Source organism: Devosia sp. J20-27, from assembly GCF_055808595.1.
In genome coordinates, this window is sequence record NZ_CM147875.1 from 3,883,572 (window position 1) to 3,899,747 (window position 16,176).

Consider the following 16,176-nt stretch of genomic DNA (forward strand, 5'->3'; position numbering starts at 1 on the left):
GGGTTTCCCCTTTGCGACAAGCATTCAGCGTCCCGCCTGCTTAACGAGCGTCTCATAACGTTCACGTGTCAGTCCGAAAAGCACGTGATCGGCCCATCTTCCGTCGATCTGCAGGTAGTTCTCGGCGAATCCTTCTTCCTTGAATCCGTTCTTTTCAAGGACCCGGCGGCTGGCCATGTTGTGGGGCATGAAGGCGGCATGCACGCGGTGCAGCAGCAGGCCATCAAAGGCATGGGCGACGACCAGGCGGACGGCCTCGGTCATCAGGCCCTGCCCGGCATAGTCCCGCCCCATCCAGTAGCCCAGGTTGCCGAACTGGGCGGCCCGGCGGCGGATATTGGAGAGGGTGACGCCGCCGGCCAGAACTTCGCCGCCGCTCTGCTGCAGAAAGATGAAGAAGGTGAAGTCGCTGCCCTCGCGTGATTCCTGCAGGCTGCGCCGGAGGCGGGCACTGTAGACGCGGTGTGCCAGGTCGGCCTCGGTCCAGCGCGGCTCGAATGGCTTGAGGAAAGCACGGCTGGACTTGCGCAGGTTGTGCCAGGCCTGGAAATCGGACGGCCGGGGCGCCCGCAGGGTCACCCGCGAACCGATGAGGACTGGCGTATCGTCGCGCGCGAACCACGTGAGCATCACGGCAGACGCACCTTATCCCTTGAGTTCGGCCGTCAGCGATCTGAAGTCCGGCAGCCGCGCCACCGGCCCGATGCCGGCGAGCGAGACCTCGCCCGAGGTAAACAGCTGATGGGCGACGTGCTTGACCCGATCGGCAGTGATGCGATTGATCCGGTCGACGGTCTCCTGCAGCGGAATGGTGCGGCCCCAGAGGATCTGCTGGCGGGCCAGCTGCCCGGCGCGCGAGGACGGGCTCTCGAGCGACATCAAAAGGCCGGCGCGAATCTGGTTGCGCACGCGGATGACTTCCTCGTCGGTGATGGTCTGGGTGGCCCTGCGCAGTTCCTCGACGACGACGGGCATCAGGTCGGCCACCTCGTCCTCGCCGGTGGACGCGGCGACGCCGAATATGCCGCTATCGGCAAAGGCCCAGTGGAACGCATAGACCGAATAGCAGAGGCCCCGTTTCTCGCGCACTTCCTGGAACAGCCGGGACGACATGCCGCCGCCCAGGATGGAGGCCAGGATCTGCGCGGCGTAGAAGCCATCGGAATTATAGGCGCGACCTTCAAAGCCAAGGACGATGTGCGCCTGCTCGTGGTCGGACAGCACGCGTTCCTCGCCGCCGCGATAGGTGGCCTTTTCCGGCTGCGGGGCGCCGGAGGGCTTGAGCGTGTGGAAGCGATCGTTGGTGATGTCGACCAGCTGGTCGTGATCGACATTGCCGGCGGCGCAGAGGACCATCTGGTCGCCGACATAGTTGCGATCCATGTAGGCGCGGATAGTGTCCGGGCCGAAGCTCCTGACGCTGTCGATGGTGCCCAGAATGGTGCGCCCGATCGGCTGGCTCGGATAGGCGGCCGACTGAAACAGGTCGAAGACGTGATCATCGGGATTGTCGCGGGCAGCGCCGATCTCCTGGATGATGACCTGCTGCTCGCGGTCGAGTTCATCCTGATCAAATTTCGAGTTCTGCATGATGTCGGACAGGATATCGGCGGCAAGGGCCACGTCTTCCTTGAGCACGCGGGCAAAGTAACCCGTATGCTCGACCGACGTCGCGGCGTTGAGATCGCCACCCACATCCTCGATCGCCTCGGCAATCTGCAGCGCGTTGCGGGACTGGGTGCCCTTGAACGCCATATGCTCGAGCATATGCGAGATGCCATGCTCGGCGGCAGTTTCACTGCGCGAACCGGCCTTGACCCAGATGCCCAGGGACGCACTTTCCAGATGCGGCATGCTGTCGGTGAGGACAATCATGCCGTTATCCAGGGTGGTGGATCTTACGCTCACTTCGTCTCCTCCAGGACCCGCGTACGGGTCGAGATGAAGCTTTCCACTTCACCCTGATCGTTGTCGAGAACGGCGAACCGTTCTTCCCGGTCGTAAAGGTCAGCCAACCACAGCGGCAAGGCCGGTTCAATGCCCGACGCCGCCGCGACGGCGGCCGGGAACTTGGCCGGATGCGCCGTCGAAAGGGTAATAACCGGCGTATCGCCGCCGACCTGCGGCGTGGCCACGGCTACGCCTACGGCGCTGTGCGGATCGAGCAGGTAGCCGGAGTCCTTGAGGACACGGGCAATGGTCGCAGCCGTCTCGGCCTCGGAGGCGCGGGCGGCCGTAAACTGCTTGCGGATCGCCGCCAGCGCTGCCGCCGGGACGGTGAAGCTGCCGGACTGGCCGAGGCTGTCCATCAGGCTTTGCAGCGTCGCCGCGTCGCGATCGAGGCTCTCGAACAGCAGTCGCTCGAAATTGGAGCTGACCTGGATATCCATGGAGGGCGAAGTCGTCGGGGTGACGCTGCCGGTCTCGTAGCGGCCGGTCTCGAGCGTGCGCGCCAGGATGTCATTGGAGTTGGTGGCAATGGCGAGGGTGCGGATCGGCAGGCCCATGCGCCGGGCGCAGTAGCCGGCAAAAATGTCGCCGAAATTGCCGGTCGGGACCACGAAGGTCACCTCGCGGTGCGGACTGCCCAGCGAAACGGCCGCCGTGAAATAATAGACGATCTGCGCGACGATGCGGCCCCAGTTGATGGAGTTGACGCCCGACAGCTTCACGGCATCGCGGAAGCGGTGATTGTTGAACAGGCCTTTGACGATGGTCTGGCAGTCGTCGAAGGTGCCGCGAATGGCGAGATTGTGGACGTTGGCGTCGAGCACCGTGGTCATCTGCCGGCGCTGCACGGCCGAGGTGCGGTTTTCCGGGTGCAGGATGAAGATGTCGGTGGTCTCGCGACCCCGGAAGGCCTCGATGGCGGCTGAACCGGTATCACCCGAGGTGGCGCCGACAATAGTGGCGCGGGCGCCGCGCTCGGCGAGGATGTGGTCCATGGTACGGGCGAGGAACTGCATGGCCACGTCCTTGAAGGCGAGCGTCGGCCCGTGGAACAGTTCGAGGATGAAATGCCCGGGCGCAATCTCCACCAGTGGCGCCACCGAAGGATGGCGGAAGGTGGCGTAGGCATCATCGATGATGCGCTTGAGCGCCGCATCGGGGATTTCGCCGTCCACGAACCGCGAGATGATGTCGAAGGCAACTGTGGCGTAGGGCTTGTTGGCATAGCCGGCGATTTCGGCGGCCGATAGCTGTGGCCAGGTCTGCGGCACATAGAGCCCGCCGTCGCTGGCGAGCCCCGCCAGCACAGCGTCAGAGAAACCGAGCGCCGGCGCTCGGCCGCGCGTTGAGATGAAGTGCATTATGGGAAGTGCCCCGTCTTGCTGCTGGCATGTTCCCGCAAACATGCTCTGGGATTGCGCGGCAACCTAATCAAGCGGGGCGAAAAGGGCAAGTTTTGCGCCATCAGGGCCGGTCACGTCGCTGACGCGCCAGCCAAAAGCCGAGCAGGATCGGCGTCAGGACGGCAAAGCCGAACCAGGTGATAGCATAGCCCAGATGGTTGTTGGGGAACTCGACAACGGTCTCGCCGCCCTGCGGCAGCTCGCCGGCGGCGCCCGCCGGCAGGTCGATATAGAAACTGGAAAGCGGCTGTGGCAGGTCGCCGACCAGCAGGGCGAGACGCTGTGGATCGCGCACCCAGTCGATGCGCTCCGCGACATTGGCTGCCGGGGTGAACATGCCTGACGCTTCAGCCTGCCGTGCGAGGCCCTCGAGATCCTGCTGACCTTCGGGCACCGGCGTCGCCGCCAGTTCGGCAGACTTCGCCTCGGGAACGAAACCGCGATTGATGAAGACCGAGCCGCCCTCATCAAGCGCCAATGCCGTCAGCAGCCAGTAACCGGGGCCGGAGGCCTGCCCTCTTGGGTCGACGAGGCTGGTGAACACCCGGACGTTGCTCTGCGCGATATAGGTGCCCGACACATTGACCGGCCGGAAGTCGGCCGCCTCGGCGAGGGGCACGGCCGGGCTGGCGACACCCTCGGCAACCGTGGCGATAAGGGCTTCCTTTTCGGCCAGCCGCTCGACCTGCCAGACGCCCAGACCGGCAAAGAGGGCCGTCAGCGCGAGCATCAACAGGACGAAGGCAAGGCGGAGCCATCGGCTCAAGGGGCGGCGTCCTCGTGGTGCATGCGCTGGTACTGCAGGGCAATCAGCGTGGCCTTGAAGGGACGCAAGAGGACGAGGCTGAGGATCACGGTGGCCGGCAGCCAGAGCAGCAGGTGAACGAAGGGGGCGGGATGGAACAGCTTTTCCACCACCGCGGCGGCACCGACGATGACGAAGCCGACGATCAAGATGATAAAGACCGCTGGTCCCTCGGTAGTGGCGGCGAAGCTGAGATCGGCACCGCAGCTTTCGCACCGGTCCACGGTCTTGAGATAGCCGGAAAAGAGCGCACCCTCACCGCAGCGCGGGCAGCGCGATCTAAGACCGGCCGAAAAGGGAGAGGGAAGCCGTTCGGCCATCGATAGTCCTCAAAAACGAAGGGCGCAGTCCGTGCCGCGCCCTTCAAATCGTTCAGCTGGATCAGCCGTGGTGGATGGCCACGCCCCAGCTGCCCCAGACGTAGACCGAGGCAAAGAGGAAGAGCCAGACCACGTCAACGAAGTGCCAGTACCAGGCGGCGAACTCGAAGCTGAGATGGTTCTTGGTGCTGAGGCCGCCACGCATGGCGAGCAGCAGGCACACGGTCAGGAAGATGGTACCGATCAGCACGTGGAAGCCGTGGAAGCCGGTGGCCATGAAGAAGGTGGCACCATAGAGGTTGCCGGAATACTGGAAGCCGGCCTGCGAGTACTCAAGCGCCTGCACCACGGTGAACAGCGCGCCCAGCGCGATGGTCAACGCCAGACCCCACTTGAGGCCATCGCGATCATTGTGCAGCAGGGCATGGTGCGCCCAGGTCACGGTGGTCCCCGAGGTCAGCAGGATCAGCGTGTTGAACAGCGGCAGGTGGAAGGGGTCGAACAACTCGACGCCGGTCGGCGGCCAGTTGGCGCCCATGGCGGCGACGCGGGCCACCTGCTCGGCGGCGTCATGGTTGAAGAAGCCGTCGAAATAGGCCCAGAACCACGCCACGAAGAACATCACTTCGGACGCGATGAACAGGATCATGCCGTAGCGGTGGTGCATCTGCACGACCGGGGTGTGGTCGCCTGTCTCGGCCTCGTGGATGACATCGCTCCACCAAGCGAAGAAGGTGTAGAGGATGCCGGCAAAGCCGACCAGCATCAGCCAGACCGGCATGATGTCGTGGAACCAGAGAATGGCGCCGATGGCGGTGATGAATGCCGACACCGAGCCCACGAACGGCCAGGGGCTGGGATTTACCAGATGATAGTCGTGGTTTGGCTTGGCATGAGCGGCCATGGTCAACGGTCCTCGGATTCGGATGCGTAGAATGTATAGGAGAGGGTGATATTGCGTACAGTGTCGAGATCACCGTTCTCGGCGATATCGGGATCGACAAAGAAGGTGACAGGCATCTGCACTTCCTGTCCAGGCTGGAGGGTCTGCTCGGTAAAGCAGAAGCACTGGATCTTGTTGAAGTAAATACCGGTCTGCTCGGGAACGACGTTGAACGAGGCCTGGCCGGTGACCGGCTTGTCCGAGAGGTTCTTGGCGATGAAGTTGATGGTCTCGACCGTGCCGATCTTGGCGGTGACGGGCGATGCAGGCACGACCTTCCACGGCAGGTCGCCGCCGACATTGGAGTTGAAGCGCACCGTCATCTCGCGGTCGATGACGCCCTTGAGATTGGCGTCCGCCTTCTGCGTGGTGCCGCCAAAGCCGGTGACCTGGCAGAACATCTGGTAGAGCGGCACGGCCGCATAGGCGGCCCCGACCATGCCGAGCACCACTCCGCCGAGGATGACGGCGACGCGCAGGTTGTCATGGGTGTGCGGAGCAAGAACGCGGTCGGCCATCAGAGCACCCGGTCGAAGACGGAGGGGCCCATCTTGACGATGGTCAGCACGTAAAAGATCACCACCAGGCCGCCGAGCACCAGAGCGAGGACGAGCGAGCGCTTGCGGCGGCGCTTGAGGAATTCGTCGGAGTGTGGCTGCGGCACCTGCTCAGGGAGGCTCATGCGAGAACTCCGAACGCGGTCAGCGCATGGTCGGCGAGGAACGCCACAAAGATCAGTGCCAGATAGCTCAGCGAATAGGTGAACAGCGACCGGCCGGCCTTGCGCATCGCCTTGTCCTCGCGCGTGCGGAACAGCCGCCAGGCGAGGAGGATGAACCAGGCGCCGGTGCCGGCGGCCACCAGCGTATAGACGATGCCGCCAAAGCCGATGAAGGCGGGCACCAGGGTCGTCGCCACGAGAATGACGGAATAGAGCAGGATCTGCAGCTTGGTCGCGGCCTCGCCGGCTACATTGGGCAGCATGGGGATGCCGGCCGCGCCGTAGTCGGACTGCTTGTAGAGCGCCAGCGCCCAGAAGTGCGGCGGCGTCCACAGGAAGATGATGAGGAACAGCAACGCGCTTTCGAGCGTGACGGTGCCGGTGACGGCAGCCCAGCCGATCATCGGCGGAAAGGCGCCGGCGGCGCCGCCGATGACGATGTTCTGCGGCGTCGAACGCTTCAGCCACATCGTGTAGATGACGGCGTAAAAGAAGATGGTGAAGGCCAGCAGGCCCGCCGCCAGCCAGTTTGCCGCCAGGCCGAGCAGCAGCACCGAGAAGGCCGAGAGCACAAGTCCGAGGGCCAGCGCGTGGTCGCGCTCGATGCGGCCTGCGGGAATGGGACGATTGGCCGTGCGGCTCATGACGCGGTCGATGTCGGCGTCGTACCACATGTTGAGCGCGCCCGAGGCCCCTGCCCCGACGGCAATGCAGAGGATCGAGATGACGCCGATCACCGGGTTCACACCACCGGGCGCCAGCAACAGGCCGACGAAGGCGGTGAAGACGACAAGCGACATGACGCGTGGCTTGAGGAGCTGGAAGTAGTCCTCTACGCGCGCACCGCCTGCATAGGCGGGAAGGTCACTGCTGTCGTCGATATAGGCCAACTGGTACTCGCCTTTGGAACGGCGGGGCCCGGAGGCCCCGCTTGTGGATCGATCTGCCTAGTGGCCGGCCGAACCGCTGTCGATGCGCGGCAGCGTTTCGAACTGGTGGAACGGCGGCGGCGACGGCAGGGTCCATTCCAGCGTCGTAGCGCCTTCGCCCCACGGATTGGCCGCAGCCGGACGCTTTTTGCGCGCCGCTTCGAACAGCAGGTAGAGGAAGACGCAGAGACCGGCGAAGGTGATGTAGTAGCCGATCGAGGAGACGCGGTTCCACAGTGCGAACGCATCGGGATAGTCGATATAGCGGCGCGGCATGCCGGCAAGGCCGAGGAAATGCTGCGGGAAGAACACCAGGTTCACGCCCACGAAGGTCAGCCAGAAATGCAGGTTGGCCAGCGTCTCGTTGTACATGATGCCGAACATCTTGGGGTACCAGTAGTACCAGGCCGCGAAGATGGCGAACACGGCGCCCAGCGACAGCACGTAGTGGAAGTGGGCAACCACATAATAGGTGTCGTGCAGGGCACGGTCGGCACCGGCATTGGCCAGCACCACGCCCGTCACACCGCCAACGGTGAACAGGAAGATGAAGCCGATGGCCCACAGCATGGGCGTGCGGAACGAGATCGAGCCGCCCCACATGGTTGCGATCCACGAGAAGATCTTCACGCCGGTGGGCACCGCGATGACCATGGTGGCGGCCACGAAGTAGCGCTGCACGTCGAGGCTCATGCCCACGGTATACATGTGGTGGGCCCAGACGATGAAGCCGACGGCACCGATGGCGACCATGGCGTAGACCATGGCGAGGTAGCCGAAGACCGGCTTGCGCGAGAAGGTGGAGACGATGTGGCTGATGATGCCGAAGCCCGGCAGGATCAGGATGTACACCTCGGGGTGGCCGAAGAACCAGAACAGGTGCTGGAAGAGGATTGGGTCACCGCCGCCCTCAGGGGCGAAGAAGGTGGTGCCGAAGTTGCGGTCGGTCAGCAGCATGGTGATGCCGCCGGCGAGAACCGGCAGCGACAGCAGCAGCAGGAAGGCCGTGACCAGCACCGACCACGGGAACAGCGGCATCTTGTGCAGCGTCATGCCCGGGGCGCGCATGTTGAAGATGGTAGTGATGAAGTTGATGGCGCCGAGGATCGAGCTGGCGCCGGCAATGTGCAGCGACAGAATGGCAAAATCCATCGCCGGACCCGGCTGGCCGGAGGTGGAAAGCGGCGGATAGATGGTCCAGCCGCCACCGACGCCCAAGGCACCCGCGGGACCTTCGAAGAACATCGACAGCACCAGCAGCAGGAAGGCCGGCGGCAGCAGCCAGAACGACACGTTGTTCATGCGCGGGAAGGCCATGTCCGGCGCGCCGATCATGAGCGGCACGAACCAGTTGCCATAGCCACCGATCATTGCCGGCATCACCATGAAGAAGATCATGATGAGCGCGTGCGCGGTGGTGAACACGTTGTACATGTGCTTGCCGGCGTCGAGGGCGGCTTCGCCCGAGCTGCCGTAGACCATCGAGGCGAGGCCGTGGAAGATCTGGATCCCCGGCTCCTGCAGTTCGAGGCGCATGGCGCCCGACAGCAGCGCACCGATCACCCCCGCGACAATCGCGAAGATGAGGTACATCGTGCCGATGTCCTTGTGGTTGGTCGAATAGACGTAACGCCGCCAGCCAGTGGGGTGACCGTGATGCTCATGCGCGCCTGCGGCGTGACCGCCGGCGTCGTGGGCTTCCAAGGAGTGAGTGTCGGCCATTGCAGCGTTCCCTATTTAACTTCTTTGCTGGGCAGCGCCGCTGTGCGGGCGCCCTGGTCCTGTTCAGAGTGCGGGGAGAGTGTCGTTGGCATCTTCGACAAAACCCACCTGCAAGGTCTTCCACCAGAGATCGAACTGCTCCTGGCTGACAACGCGCACGCCAATGGGCATGAACGCATGGTCCTTGCCGCACAATTCCGAACACTGACCGTAGTAGATGCCCTCCTTGCGGGCATTGAACCAGGTTTCGTTCAGCTTGCCCGGGACGGCGTCGATCTTGATACCGAAAGACGGCACCGCAAAGGCGTGGATAACGCCATCGGGTGCTGCGGTCACCTGCATGCGGATGGTGGTGTTGACCGGCACGACGATCTCGTTGTCGACGGCCAGCAGGCGCGGCTGATTGGGCTTCTTGGCGGCGCGATCGGTCTCGTTGAGCATGAACGAGGAGAAGGACGCGGTGACCTCGGCAGGAGCCTCGGCCACTGCGTCACCCTCGACCGTGGCAACGGCGTCGACTGCGGCAGCATCGGCGGTGGCGGGCATCTGGTACTCGTATTCCCAGTTCCACTGGTTGCCGGTCGCCTTGATGGTGAAGGCCGGCGCCGGCACCTCTTCCTCGCCGAACGAGAAGATGTTCGAGCCCAGATACTTGCGCTCGCCGTCGGGCATGGTCAGCTGATCGGTCAGCACCGAGAAGGACGGGATGGCGATGACGACGAGCACCAGGATGGGGGCAACCGTCCAGACGATCTCGATCAGCGTGTTGTGCGTGGTCGCCGACGGCTTGGGATTGGCCTTGGCATTGAAGCGCACGATGACCACGATCAGCAGCGCCAGCACCAAGAGGGTGATGAGCACGGCAGTCCACAGCAGGATGCCGTCGTGGAACGCATGGATCGAGTCCATGATCGGGGTCACGGAAGGCTGCAGGCCGATCTGGCCCGACACCGGATGGCCCGGCACTGACGCGGTGTCCTGGGCCAGAGCGGCCGCCGGCATAAGCGCGGCAAAGGCAGCGATCTTGGTCCCGAAAGAACGGAGAAACTGTCCGGTCACCGAATAACCCCCTTGGTCCCGTTGGTGCGGCTGGCTGGCGAGGGTTGAGATGGGGATCGCGGCATAGCAAACGCCGCTCCGACTCAACCTCGGAGCGCTTCTAGTTGAGAACTTGTCTAAACCACATCGGCGCGGCGGTTGCAATTGAGGGCGACTGCACAATGATGCGGCATATCGCGCTTTTTTCGTCAGCCCGCGGGAATTTCCGGCCGCCTCATGTCTGCCGTTTTTGTCTCTGCTCTATGCGCGCCATCGCCGGGCCCCGTGATTGACAAGGGCCGCGCGGTTGCCCGAGACAGGCTGGGTGACCGGAAATGCTGCGATTCGGGAAGAAGTGGATCGGTTGTTGAAGTCTCGTTTGATGCGTATCGCCCTGATGTTCGGGCTGCTCTCGGCTGTTGGCCTGGCGTCGACCGCCCCTTCCCTCGGGCAGGGCGTGGTGAAGGCCCAGTATGGCGACTGGCAGATGAGCTGCGACACGCCGCCGGGCGCCAGCTTCGAGCAATGCGCCATCATCCAGAACGTGACCGCCGAGGATCAGCCCAATGTCGGGTTGTCGGTGATTGTGCTCAAGACGGCCGACCGGCAGGCACGGCTGCTGCGGGTGCTGGCGCCGCTCGGCGTGCTGCTGCCCAACGGCCTGGGCCTCAATATCGACGGCGCCGATATCGGCCGCGTCGCCTTCGTGCGCTGCCTGCCCAATGGCTGCGTCGCCGAGGTCGTGCTCGACGATGAGCTGCTCAAGAAGCTCTCGGACGGCCAGAATGCGATCTTCGTGGTGTTCAAGACCCCCGAAGAAGGCATCGGCATCCCGGTGTCGCTCAACGGCTTTTCGGACGGGTTCGCCCAGCTGCCGTAAGAGCATTGCGGCGGGTTGACGCCGCCCCTCCCCTGTCATCGCAACAAAAAAGCCGGGTCCAAAGACCCGGCAGTTGTCAGGAAACGGGGACCGTCGGTGACGATCCCGAGCATGAAGCGCAGGGTGCTTCATCCAGGCGGGCACGCTGCGGCGGACAGGCAGGCAAGCCCTCCGTGCAGGCGCTCCGGATCGGCCCAATCAGGGATTGAGCCAATTGCGTGAGGCCGCGGCACGGCGCTGCGCCAGGGTCTGGCCGGCGCGTGGCGACTGCAGGGCATCAAACAGATCGGCACGCTCGATGCCGATATCCCTCAGCCTGCTGGCGTCGAAATCGAGAAGGTTGAGCAGGGCGCGGCGCTTGGCACGAGCGGCGCGGGCGTTGGCGAACCACCCCACGATGGTCTGAACCAGGTTGGTGCGCGCAGCGGCCACGGCAGGCCGCTCGCCCGAAAGCAAGTAAGCCATGATACTTCTCCAATGTCTCAGGTGTGTCCGGCGGGGAGCGCGGGACGGCCGGTTGATCGTCGATCACCGATGAATTGAAGATGCGCTCTTGCCATCCATTAATCCAACAAATAGATTTCATCCGGTTCATCAAAATTGGTGATGGAGCTTCTCATGGCCTCCCCCCTCGATCTCGATCAGCTGCAGAGCTTTTGTGCCATCGCCGATTGCGGCAGTTTCACCGAGGCAGCGCGACGGGTGAACAAGACCCAGTCGGCAGTATCGATGCAGATCAAGCGCCTCGAGGAACGCCTGGGGCGAAGTCTGCTGAGCCGTGACGGGCGCGGCGTGACGCTGACCGAGCACGGCGACGCGCTCTACGGGCGGGCGCGCAAGATGCTGCGCACCAATGCCGAGATCATGGACCTCTTCTCGGACGACGACCTCTCCGGCTCGATCCGCTTCGGGGTACCCGACGACTATGCGGTGCGGCTGCTGCCGGTGATCCTGTCGAGCTTCCAGCGCACGCATCCCAGGATCGTGGTCGATGTGCGTTGCCAGCCGTCCGAGGAACTGATCGAGGGCATGAAGACCGGCAAGTACGACCTGATCGTCTTCACCCAGGGCACCAGCCATGAATATGGCGAGCTGTTTCGCACCGAGCGGATGTTCTGGGTGGCCTCGCATGGCGGGCAGGCGCTCAGCACCGATCCGCTGCCGATTGCCGGTGGCCTGCATTGCTGCTGGAAAGAGAACGCCATGGAAGTGCTCAACCGCATCGGCCGCGACTACCGCATCGCCTATACGTCCTCGAACGCCCTCGCCATCACCAGCGCCGTGCTCACCGACCTCGCCGTGGGCTTCCTGCCGGAAAGCGCCCTGCAGCCGGGAATGCGGGTGATTTCCGAGGACAAGGGCCTGCCGCGCCTGCGCGATGCCGAAATCGCCATCATGCGGGGCAGCCACGCCTATGGCGGCATCTATGATGCGCTGGCCAGCCATATCGTTGCCAATATGGGCAACCTGGAAGGCCGGGACAGCCTGAAAGTGGCAGCAGAATAAGCCGGCAGACGGAAAGCTACATGCCCCAACCGATCATCGAGGCACATGGCCTCAAGCGAACCTTCAAGGCGCGCGGCACCAAGGGCAAGGCAGTCGATGCCGTGCGCGGCATCGACCTGACCGTCAGCGACGGCGAGATCGTGGGCTTTCTGGGCCCCAACGGCGCCGGCAAGACAACAACCCTCAAGATGCTGTGCACGCTGCTGGAGCCGACCGACGGCACCGCCACAGTGGCCGGCAGCGATCTGCGCACCGACGCAGCCGACGTCCGCCGCAAGATCGGCTATGTCAGCCAGGCCGGCTCGACCGCCAGGGATGCCCGGGCCGGGGAAGAGATCGTCAGCCACGCCCAGCTTTACGGCATCGAGCGCGCCGCCGCCGAGGCGCGTGGCCGGGAGCTGCTGACGGCGCTCGATCTGGGCGATATCTGGAACCGGACCTGCGGATCGCTGTCGGGCGGGCAGCGGCGGCGCCTCGATATCGTCATGGGACTGATCCACGAGCCCAGGCTGGTGTTCCTCGACGAACCGTCCACCGGCCTTGACCCGCAGAGCCGCGCCAACCTCTGGACCCATATCCGCAAGCTGCGCGACGAGCTGGGCACCACGGTGTTTCTCACCACCCACTATATGGACGAAGCGGATTCGCTGTCGGACCGCATCCTGATCATCGATCACGGCGCCATCGTCGCCGAGGGCACGCCGGCCGAGCTCAAGCAGAAGGTATCGGGCGATACCATCACGTTGACGCTGCGGAGCAGTGAGGATGCTGTGGCGTCCGGCGAGATCGCCCGACGGCTGGCCGGTGCGGATGAGCCAAGCATCGAGGCGCATATCGTGCGCCTGCACGTGCCCGACGGCGGGCGCGCTTTGCCCGTGCTGCTCGGCGACCTGACCAAGTCCGGGATCGACGCCATCGGCGTGGACGTCAACCGGCCGACGCTGGACGATGTGTTCCTGACCCTCACCGGGCGCTCGCTGCGCGACTAAGGAGGATGAGATGAGTGTGCTACGCGATACCGGGGTGATTTTTTCCCGTTCGCTGCGGCTGTCGCTGCGGCAACCCATGTGGGTGGCGATCGGCCTGCTGCAGCCGATCCTCTATCTCACCCTGTTCGGGCCCCTGCTGCAGACCGTGGCGGCGCGTTCGGGCTTTGCGGGCGACGCCTGGCAGGTGTTCGTGCCCGGCCTTCTGGTACAGCTGGGTATTTTTGGCGGCCTGTTCGTCGGTTTCGGCATCATTGCCGAATGGCGGTCGGGCGTGCTGGAGCGGCAGATGGTCTCCCCCGCCTCGCGCGTGGCGATCATCGGCGGACGCACGCTGCGCGATGTGCTGGTGATCACGGTGCAGGGCATCGTGCTGGTCGGCGCGGCCTATCTGATGGGGCTGCGCATCCCGCTCGCGGCGTTCCTGATCGGCCTCGTGCTGGTGGCCATGCTGGGCGCGGCCTTCTCGTTCATCTCCAATGCCATCGGCATCGCCACCAAGAGCGAGGATGCGCTGGCGCCGATGGTCAACTCGCTGGCACTGCCGATCCTGCTGCTCTCGGGCATCCTGCTGCCGATGACGCTGGCGCCGGTCTGGCTGCAGACCATCGCCAACTTCAACCCGTTCAAGCATATCGTCGAGGCGCTGCGGGCGGTGTATCGCGGCGACATGGGCGAGCCGATCGTCCTGGTCGGCCTCGGCCTGGCGTTGATCCTGGTCGCCATCGGCGCCTGGATCGGCACCCGCGTACTGGCCGCGCAGACCAGATAGCGCCCTAGATTTCAGCCTCGTCGAAGATGCGGGTGAGATCGCCGGCCCATTCGCCGTGGTACCTGTCGAGCCAGCGCTCGGCCGGGGTCTTCCTGAGGGCGATGGTTTCCTCGAGCGGGGCGAGATAGACCGTCTCGTCCTTGCCGTTGTCGATCTCGGCCCGGCGGCTGAGGCCGCCCTTGGCCAGGTCGATCATGTCGGCGGCGATCTCGAGTACCGAGCGGTTGCCGCAGCGGGTGGCAAGCGCGGTTCTCGGCACTTCCTCGCGCAGCCGCTGCTGCGCCGCGGTGCCCCAGTTCTTGACCAGTTGCCAGGCGCCGTCGAGCGCCTCGTCGTCATAAAGTAGCCCGACCCAGAGTGCCGGCAGGGCGTTGATATGGGCCTCGTCGCCCATGTCGGTGCCGCGCATTTCGAGGAACTGCTTGAGCCGGACTTCCGGGAACAGCGTCGAGAGGTGGTCTTCCCAGTCCTTGATGGTGGGCTTTTCGCCCGGCAGCTGTGGCAGCTTGCCCTCGAGGAAGGCGCGGAAGCTCTCGCCGGCGACGTTGACGTACTGCTTGTCGCGAATGACGAAATACATCGGCACGTCGAGCGCATGGTCGGCATAGCGCTCAAAGCCCATGCCCGCGTCGAAGGCGAAGGGCAGCATGCCGGTGCGGGCGGCGTCGGTGTTGAGCCAGATATGCGAGCGGAAGCTGAGGTAACCGGAGGGCTTGCCGTCGACGAAGGGCGAATTGGCAAAGAGCGCGGTGACGATCGGCTGCAAAGCCAGCGAGACGCGGAGCTTCTTGACCATGTCGGCTTCGTCGGAGAAGTCGAGATTGGCCTGCACCGTGCACGAGCGGTACATCATCGAGGTACCGAGCGTGCCGACCTTTTCCATGTAGGGGGTCATGATGCCATAACGCGACTTGGGCATGGCCGGGATCTCCTTGACCGACCAGAGCGGCGTGACGCCGAGGCCAAGGAAATGGATGCCGAGTTCGCTGCCGATGGCGTGGCAGTCGAGCAGATGGGCCTTCAGCTCGGCGGCAGCGCCGTGAATGGTGTCCTGCGGCGCGCCGGAGAGTTCGAACTGCCCGCCGGGCTCCAGCGATATGCCGCCGACATCGCCCAGATTACGCAGGCCAATGGGGTTTTCCTTGTCGAAAAACGGGTCCCAGCCGGTCCGTGCCTCGATGCCCTTGAGCAGGGCGTGGACGCCGTCAGGGCCGCCATAGGGCACGGGACGGAGCGGGTTCTTCCGGAAGACGTGCTTTTCGTGCTCGGTACCCACCCGCCACTCCGAGCGGGGTTTCGCCCCGCGCGCCATGGCCTCGATCAGGTCGGCACGCGTTTCGATCGGGGGCGAGGTGTCGTCACCGGCCATAAGAAGTCCTTACCGTAAGTCCGCGACCGGGAACCGGTCGGGGCGGACAATAGCCAGCCGCGGTCCGAAAGCAATGGCTTTTATCGCCAATCACCGATGGTTGCCTGCACCAGCGCCAGGGCGGCCACCGCGGCCGTGTCGGCGCGCAGGATACGCGGTCCGAGGCTGACCGGAATCACAAATGGCTGGGCCAGAAGCAGCAGACGCTCCTCAACCGAGAAACCGCCTTCCGGCCCGATGAGAATGCCGACCGGCAGGCCCTCGAGCCAGGCCAGTTGCTCGGTGGGGGAGCCGGCGGGCGCCGCCTCGTCGCAAAACACCAGGCGGCGCAGGCCATGGGTGTCGCGCCAGGTGCGGAGCAGGTCCTCCAATGAGGTTTCGGCGGCCAGCACGGGGACGCTGAGCACCTCGCATTGCTCGGCGGCCTCAATGATATTGGCAGCGAGCTTGTCGACCTTGAGCCGGCTGACCTGGGTGTAGCGGGTGATCACCGGCTGGATCACCCCTGCCCCCATTTCGGTCGCCTTCTGCACCAGATAGTCGAGACGGCCGGTCTTGAGCGGCGCAAAGCCGAACCAGAGGTCGGGCGTGCGTGTCTGGTGGGCGGTCTGCACCGTCAGTTCCACGGTGACGCCCTTGCGGTGCGGGTCGGTGATGCGCGCCAGCCAGGCGCCATCACGGCCGTTGAACAGAATGACGGAATCACCCGCCTTCATGCGGAGCACCGAGACAAGATAGCTGGTCTGGTCGTGGCCGAGCGTCAGCGTGGCGTGGGCCCGCAGGTCGGCCTCGACATAAAGACGCGAGAAGGATTTGTAGGTACGGGGCATCT

Annotated in this window: 18 protein-coding genes; 4 read left to right on the plus strand and 14 right to left on the minus strand. The window is 64.5% G+C overall.

The features are described from left to right. Positions 1–24 precede the first annotated feature (24 nt). From AC0L4C_RS19290 to coxB, 11 genes are all read right to left on the minus strand, one after another. Complete coding sequence (locus AC0L4C_RS19290) at positions 25–630, minus strand: GNAT family N-acetyltransferase (RefSeq protein ID WP_473403561.1); 606 nt, start codon at positions 628–630, stop codon at positions 25–27. A gap of 15 nt (positions 631–645) precedes the next feature. Next, positions 646–1,908, minus strand: coding sequence for a M16 family metallopeptidase (locus tag AC0L4C_RS19295; RefSeq protein WP_473401373.1), 1,263 nt, complete (start codon positions 1,906–1,908; stop codon positions 646–648). Next, a complete protein-coding gene (thrC, locus tag AC0L4C_RS19300; protein WP_473401375.1) occupies positions 1,905–3,311 on the minus strand; it encodes a threonine synthase in 1,407 nt (468 codons plus the stop codon). The genes AC0L4C_RS19295 and thrC overlap by 4 nt, the downstream gene beginning before the upstream one ends. A gap of 103 nt (positions 3,312–3,414) precedes the next feature. Further along, the gene (locus tag AC0L4C_RS19305) at positions 3,415–4,119 is read right to left on the minus strand and encodes an SURF1 family protein (RefSeq protein ID WP_473401377.1); all 705 of its coding nucleotides are present in this window, start codon (positions 4,117–4,119) and stop codon (positions 3,415–3,417) included. Then, positions 4,116–4,478 (minus strand): DUF983 domain-containing protein, encoded by a 363-nt coding sequence (locus tag AC0L4C_RS19310; protein ID WP_473401378.1) that lies wholly within the window; start codon positions 4,476–4,478, stop codon positions 4,116–4,118. The genes AC0L4C_RS19305 and AC0L4C_RS19310 overlap by 4 nt, the downstream gene beginning before the upstream one ends. A gap of 61 nt (positions 4,479–4,539) precedes the next feature. Then, positions 4,540–5,382, minus strand: a complete 843-nt coding sequence (locus AC0L4C_RS19315) for a cytochrome c oxidase subunit 3 (protein ID WP_473401379.1) — start codon at positions 5,380–5,382, stop codon at positions 4,540–4,542. A gap of 2 nt (positions 5,383–5,384) precedes the next feature. Further along, positions 5,385–5,939 (minus strand): cytochrome c oxidase assembly protein, encoded by a 555-nt coding sequence (locus AC0L4C_RS19320; protein WP_473401380.1) that lies wholly within the window; start codon positions 5,937–5,939, stop codon positions 5,385–5,387. After that, on the minus strand, positions 5,939–6,103 hold the full coding sequence (locus AC0L4C_RS19325; RefSeq protein ID WP_473401381.1) for a hypothetical protein: 165 nt from the start codon (positions 6,101–6,103) through the stop codon (positions 5,939–5,941). Before AC0L4C_RS19325 ends, AC0L4C_RS19320 begins: the two co-directional genes overlap by 1 nt. Further along, positions 6,100–7,032, minus strand: coding sequence for a heme o synthase (locus AC0L4C_RS19330; RefSeq protein ID WP_473401382.1), 933 nt, complete (start codon positions 7,030–7,032; stop codon positions 6,100–6,102). The genes AC0L4C_RS19325 and AC0L4C_RS19330 overlap by 4 nt, the downstream gene beginning before the upstream one ends. 57 nt (positions 7,033–7,089) lie before the next feature. Further along, positions 7,090–8,793 (minus strand): cytochrome c oxidase subunit I, encoded by a 1,704-nt coding sequence (gene ctaD, locus AC0L4C_RS19335; RefSeq protein WP_473401383.1) that lies wholly within the window; start codon positions 8,791–8,793, stop codon positions 7,090–7,092. Between the two features lie 63 nt (positions 8,794–8,856). After that, positions 8,857–9,795 (minus strand): cytochrome c oxidase subunit II, encoded by a 939-nt coding sequence (coxB, locus tag AC0L4C_RS19340; protein ID WP_473403562.1) that lies wholly within the window; start codon positions 9,793–9,795, stop codon positions 8,857–8,859. Positions 9,796–10,228: 433 nt separating this feature from the next. Here coxB and AC0L4C_RS19345 point away from each other — a divergent pair, with 433 nt between their 5' ends. Further along, on the plus strand, positions 10,229–10,711 hold the full coding sequence (locus AC0L4C_RS19345) for an invasion associated locus B family protein (protein ID WP_473403563.1): 483 nt from the start codon (positions 10,229–10,231) through the stop codon (positions 10,709–10,711). 198 nt (positions 10,712–10,909) lie between these two features. On the opposite strand, the gene AC0L4C_RS19350 is transcribed toward AC0L4C_RS19345, so the two are convergent. Then, complete coding sequence (locus AC0L4C_RS19350) at positions 10,910–11,176, minus strand: hypothetical protein (protein ID WP_473401384.1); 267 nt, start codon at positions 11,174–11,176, stop codon at positions 10,910–10,912. Positions 11,177–11,329: 153 nt separating this feature from the next. Between AC0L4C_RS19350 and AC0L4C_RS19355 the strand changes: the two genes are divergently transcribed. Genes AC0L4C_RS19355 through AC0L4C_RS19365 form a run of 3 tightly spaced genes read left to right on the plus strand, consistent with a single transcriptional unit; the run spans position 11,330 to position 13,975 of the window. Continuing rightward, a complete protein-coding gene (locus AC0L4C_RS19355) occupies positions 11,330–12,217 on the plus strand; it encodes a LysR family transcriptional regulator (RefSeq protein ID WP_473401385.1) in 888 nt (295 codons plus the stop codon). 20 nt (positions 12,218–12,237) lie between these two features. Continuing rightward, positions 12,238–13,206, plus strand: coding sequence for an ATP-binding cassette domain-containing protein (locus AC0L4C_RS19360; protein ID WP_473401386.1), 969 nt, complete (start codon positions 12,238–12,240; stop codon positions 13,204–13,206). A 10-nt stretch (positions 13,207–13,216) separates the two neighbouring features. Continuing rightward, entirely contained in the window at positions 13,217–13,975 is a 759-nt protein-coding gene (locus tag AC0L4C_RS19365; RefSeq protein ID WP_473401388.1) for an ABC transporter permease, read from the plus strand. A 4-nt stretch (positions 13,976–13,979) separates the two neighbouring features. On the opposite strand, the gene AC0L4C_RS19370 is transcribed toward AC0L4C_RS19365, so the two are convergent. Continuing rightward, the gene (locus tag AC0L4C_RS19370; RefSeq protein ID WP_473401389.1) at positions 13,980–15,344 is read right to left on the minus strand and encodes a glutamate--cysteine ligase; all 1,365 of its coding nucleotides are present in this window, start codon (positions 15,342–15,344) and stop codon (positions 13,980–13,982) included. 80 nt (positions 15,345–15,424) lie between these two features. Then, entirely contained in the window at positions 15,425–16,174 is a 750-nt protein-coding gene (locus AC0L4C_RS19375) for a 16S rRNA (uracil(1498)-N(3))-methyltransferase (protein ID WP_473401390.1), read from the minus strand. Positions 16,175–16,176: the final 2 nt, after the last annotated feature.